Origin of the sequence: Mycobacterium sp. (assembly GCF_049281135.1) — a bacterium.
Taxonomy (GTDB): domain Bacteria; phylum Actinomycetota; class Actinomycetes; order Mycobacteriales; family Mycobacteriaceae; genus Mycobacterium.
Genome location: NZ_JBAPRN010000284.1, coordinates 1 through 4,599, shown reverse-complemented (window position 1 = coordinate 4,599; position 4,599 = coordinate 1). Strand labels below are relative to the sequence as shown.

The 4,599-nt window shown below is 60.1% G+C and carries 3 protein-coding genes and 1 pseudogene; 3 read left to right on the top strand and 1 reads right to left on the bottom strand.

Going from position 1 to position 4,599, the window contains the following annotated elements; all coding sequences use genetic code 11:
- The 3 genes and pseudogenes from WAN02_RS11500 to WAN02_RS11490 all read left to right on the top strand — a co-directional run.
- Positions 1 to 95, top strand: a pseudogene (locus tag WAN02_RS11500) (type II secretion system F family protein); the annotation flags it as partial.
- A gap of 261 nt (positions 96 to 356) precedes the next feature.
- Complete coding sequence (locus WAN02_RS11495) at positions 357 to 1,175, top strand: hypothetical protein (protein ID WP_422264294.1); 819 nt, start codon at positions 357 to 359, stop codon at positions 1,173 to 1,175.
- Entirely contained in the window at positions 1,168 to 1,938 is a 771-nt protein-coding gene (locus WAN02_RS11490) for a hypothetical protein (RefSeq protein WP_422264293.1), read from the top strand. Before WAN02_RS11495 ends, WAN02_RS11490 begins: the two co-directional genes overlap by 8 nt.
- Before the next feature lie 632 nt (positions 1,939 to 2,570).
- Here WAN02_RS11490 and WAN02_RS11485 read toward each other — a convergent pair.
- Positions 2,571 to 4,599 (bottom strand): carboxypeptidase-like regulatory domain-containing protein (locus tag WAN02_RS11485; RefSeq protein ID WP_422264292.1); only part of this gene is annotated, 2,029 nt, incomplete at its 5' end.

The following is a 4,599-nucleotide window of genomic DNA, read 5'->3' as shown; positions in this document are numbered from 1 at the left end:
TGGGCCTGTGTTTCCTGCCCGCATTCGTGTGCCTGGGCATCATCCCGGTCGTCGCGGGGCTGGCCGGTGACGTACTGCAGTCGGGCTCGTTGTGACGGCGCCAGCGAGCGCTGTCTGGGATAATAGTCAAGGGAAATATGAAGACAGCCAACCGGTTTCAGGCATTGAAAGCACGGGTCATGTTGCTGGCGGTGGACGAGTCCGGGATGTCCACGGTCGAGTATTCCACTGTTAGAAATTACAACGCGGTGAAATTGGTGTATGTCCGGCCTGGAAGGTCTGCGGGGGCGGCGGCGGGAAAAGCGAAGTAGTCGACTACTTACGGATCATGGAGAAATCGGTCCTAGGTTGCTGTCATGAGTGAGCAACAGCCACGTAGCCGTGAATCGGACCCGAAATATGCGCCGCGACCGCGAACTCGAAGTGCTGTCCCCAAGCACAAGACCGCGCCGGTTGCCCTCAAACGCAATGCATTGGAAGAGTTCCTCGCTTGGGCAGCGAGTGTCCCTCACACGGAGACCAGCATCATCTGCGAGACAGTCGCTCGCGGAAAAACTGACCAGGCGTTGACTGATGCGCTGCTTGACGCTCTCGAACGCGTGCCTGTCCTGGATGTAGGTCGCCATCTGATGTTGCTGGCCACGATCGGTGAGATGAGGGACGCTCGCGCCGTTGAGCGGCTGGAAGCGTTTGCTTGGTCGACTGAACCGATGGTCCTGCGTGCCGATGAGGAGCTAGCCGACCCCCTGGACGGGGACAAGAGTTCCTTTCTCGACCCAAGGGGAGCGCTTCAAGCCCGTGCAGCCGAGATGTTGTCGTTCCATGGCACCGAAGAGGCCGACGCTGCCACGCTCCGTTTGGCGGCGGAGCATCCCGATCAGGCTGTCAGGATTGCCTCGATAGACGCACACCTGTACAACCACGGTGACTCACCTGAGGCGGTCGAGCAATTGCTGGAGATCGTGCGGCCGCAAGACCGAAAGTTTGTTGGGCTACCACGGTTTTTGGGTGACATGCAGTCAGACGAATTTGACCAGCGAGTCTTGGCTTTTTACGAGCAGAATCCCGATGAACGGCCTCCTCAACCGGCACAAGCCCCAAATCACCCCACGGCGGAGCCGCCGCCACCACGGCGGACGCCCGAAACACTGGACCAGGAGAACAGAGATGTGTAATGACGGCAGCAACCTCGAGGAAGCCGCAGTGCAGGCTCTCTATGGATGTTGGCGCGACCTGTATATGTGGGTGTGGCAGGCGTATCAACTTACTGACGACTCATGGAACCCCGCTGGCATTTCTGACGCTTGCAACGTCGCGCTGCCCTTCGCCAAGGTCGTGAACAGCGCCTTCCTCATTGGGTACTGTCTCACGGACAACTTTGAGTCCCAGTGGCATTCGGCCATGGACTACGAGAACTCTGCCCGGGCCGCTGACAATCAGTTCCACGGCAATTTCTACCAGCGATTCATCCAATACAACGGCGCAGCTGAAGCAGATTCAGAAACCGGGCGATTTGCCGCTGAAGACAGAACGAATCTGCACTGCCCGTTGTTCAATCTCGGTTCAATCTCCGATTCCGCCGGCAACCGCGCGTCGGTGATGCTCCACGAGTCGTGGCACCATTGGCAGTACAAACATGGTTTCCAAACCAACCACATCGGCGGCTGCGCCAACGGCCAATGCGATTACTACTACTTCCACACCGTGAATTCGTACCGCTTCGGGCATTTTGATGCCTACGACACGAACCCAAGCCATCTGCTGTTCCACTCGCCATATCAAGTCTGCGCTGAGCTTGAGGGTGATCTCGCGGAGAACGCGAAACCGTTTGTGCCAGTGATCGTTACGCAGACCGCTCGCACCCTCGGCAACCAACGTCTGGCACAGTGCTTCGCGAATGCCGTTGGCTATCGGATAGGCGACCCACGGCCCTTTTAAGCAGCGTCCACGGGTGAGCGGCAGCCACTCGCTTCCAGCTGCGAACGATGGTGTGTGATAGCTCAGAACCCACGGCTGGTGGTGAGACGTCCGGTCTAGAGGCCGGGGCAGGGGGTAGCCCCCTGGGGTGGCAAACAGCCGGCCGACCTGGTCCGGCGTCTGCCCTCCCGTCGCCTGGCCCTAATCCGGCATGCGCTATACCGTGAACAGCCGGACACCGGAGCCTCGCACGCAGGGAGGAAGATGCACGCGTCAGTCAGCCGCGACGGGGACGGGCGAGACCTCGGGGTCGGCGACCCGATATGTCCATCTCATGGCGGAGTTTGAAACGAAGTTGCGGCAGCAAACGCCGGCGACCAGAGTCCACGATAGGTACGACGGCAACTTCTCCGACGGCTGAAGCCGTCGGCTTCTATTATGTTGCGGTTGCGGCGTGTAGGGCCAATCCAGGCCTGACGATGTTGCAGGCGGCGTGTTCGTCTGCCGGTGCGCTGTGGGCGCTGCGTTGGGAGACGAATTCGGCTTGGCTGACGCGATTCTCCGGGCTGAATGTCTGCAGGACCGAACACGGAAACCAGAACCACGCTGTTCTGACCCGGCGGCCCAAATAGTTGGCCGAGGCGGCCGACCAGTCAGGGAAGAGCAGCGAAGATGTTGGTAATGCGTACCCATCCCGACGCCCGTTCTGGCACCGTGTCGTCGCTTTCAAGGTGGATCGGCATCTCGTAGCTCTGCCCGGTAGCCAACTCGCGACCAGGGTCAGACACCACGGCGTTGACTTCTCCTTCTCCGGAGTCATAGAACGTCAGCGTCGTATCGACAACGACTGTGCCGTCGTACGGGGTCCCGGCCATATTCGTCTGCTTCAGTTTGCCTTTTACTTCGACGCGAACGTGCACACCGCTGCCCACCTCTGGGGTAACCATCGGGGGTATGGAGCCGTCCAGCTTGGTGTTGCGCTGATCTGCTGGCAGGGCGGGATCATCGCGCGGATCCCAAGCCAAGTCGAGTTCCGCAGTGGGATTGAAGTGCCCCCAGCGGTCGTCGCCGACGACGACCTTATCGACGATGTCGAAGTGGCTGTCGATCTTGATGTGGCGTGCCAGCCCTGGCGGCGGCTGCAATTCCAAATCAAGGTCTTCGATGTTGTCCCCAGCATTGAGTGACACGAGTCGTGGTTCGGATTTCCATTCAACCGCTGTTCCTGCGGTCGGATCTTTGACGAACATCGACGCCTGCAAGAGGTAGTTCCCCGCGGCAACATTGGCGAATCTGTAGACGCCTCGCTGCTCCGCGATGACGCTGCTGGTGGTGACTTGGCAGCCGAACCGGACGGTCGCGCCGACTACCGGCTGCAGCGGGGCGGCGGGCGTATCACGTTTGAACACACGGCCGGACAGATTTCCCTGACCCAGGGTGGGGTGGATCTTGATTATCGGCTCGGCGACCCATCCGCCTTTTGACACGGCGACCGGTGTGTATGTTCCGTACACGGTGATCTTGCCGGCACGCGATGGTGGAAGGGTGTTCGGGTCAGCGTTCACGTCCCATCGCAGTTGGGTGTCGTCGGGGCTAACTGCGGCACCGGTGCCCGGGGTGGTCCATGTCTCAGCGAAGTCGGCGGTGTGGTCGAAGGCGAAGATGTTGCATAGCTGGTTTGCGACGATCGTGGCGAGCGCGTCTTTAGCCGCATCGGCGGTGTCACCGGGGAGGATGTTCAGTATTGCCTTGACTATTCCGGGCAGATCGTCGATCTTCGCCTGAACTTGGTCGGCTACAAGGTCATAGGTGTGTTTCCGCAGCGCTTTCGCGGCTTCGCGCCGCTCGTCTTCGGTGTAGTGATAGATGCCGTCTTTTTCTGCTGGCGGACGCCCGTCTCCGGGGTCAGGCTCACCTTCGAGTTCGATCACAGGCTTGCCGGCGAGCCTCAGCTTGTCGTTGGCGTTCTGTACTGCAGCCCATATGAACGAGGAGCACACTCCCGCGATCGTTCCCGCCGCCCAACCAGAGTCGGGCGGGGCGTTGAAGTTGGGATCATCGGCGATCGCGGCCTGTGAATACCCGTAAAACCGATAGTGCGCTTGAATGTCCTTAGCCGCGTCGGCGACCACGTGCAGCGCGTCTCGCACTGCAGCATCGAGCATCGGGTGTGGTTTGACCAGCACGGGCCAAATCCATTGGTTCTGCTTTGTCCGCCACGCGGGTTCGGCCTGCAGGCGGGTCTGTGGGTGCCAGGCGCGTTGACTGCGGTCGTTGTCGTTAATGGCACTCTGTGTGGCTTCAGGATCGTGGTAGCTGGTGCGCTTGTCGCGTTCAGCGGGTTCCATCTGCCATAGAGGCACTTTCGTGGGGCCTTCGGCAGCAATGACTTTTGGATAGAAGGTCTCGTAGGAGAACTGGGCGTTGGCCGTGTTGCGGCCTGTTTGTGATACTTCGCCCAGCGTTTGAGTGATCGACCCGGGCCACGCGTAGGCCAAGATGTCGCCTCTGATGCCCTGCAACGGGAGCCGCTCTTCGACGTCTCCAAACGGTGTCGTCACCTTGACTGTCCCGTTGTAGTATCGCTTGTTTTGGATCCGATCGTCTGAGGCAGTGCAATGGCGCACGGTTTGTCCGTCGTCTTCGACGAACAACACCATGTGGTCGTAAAGCTGCGGGGGG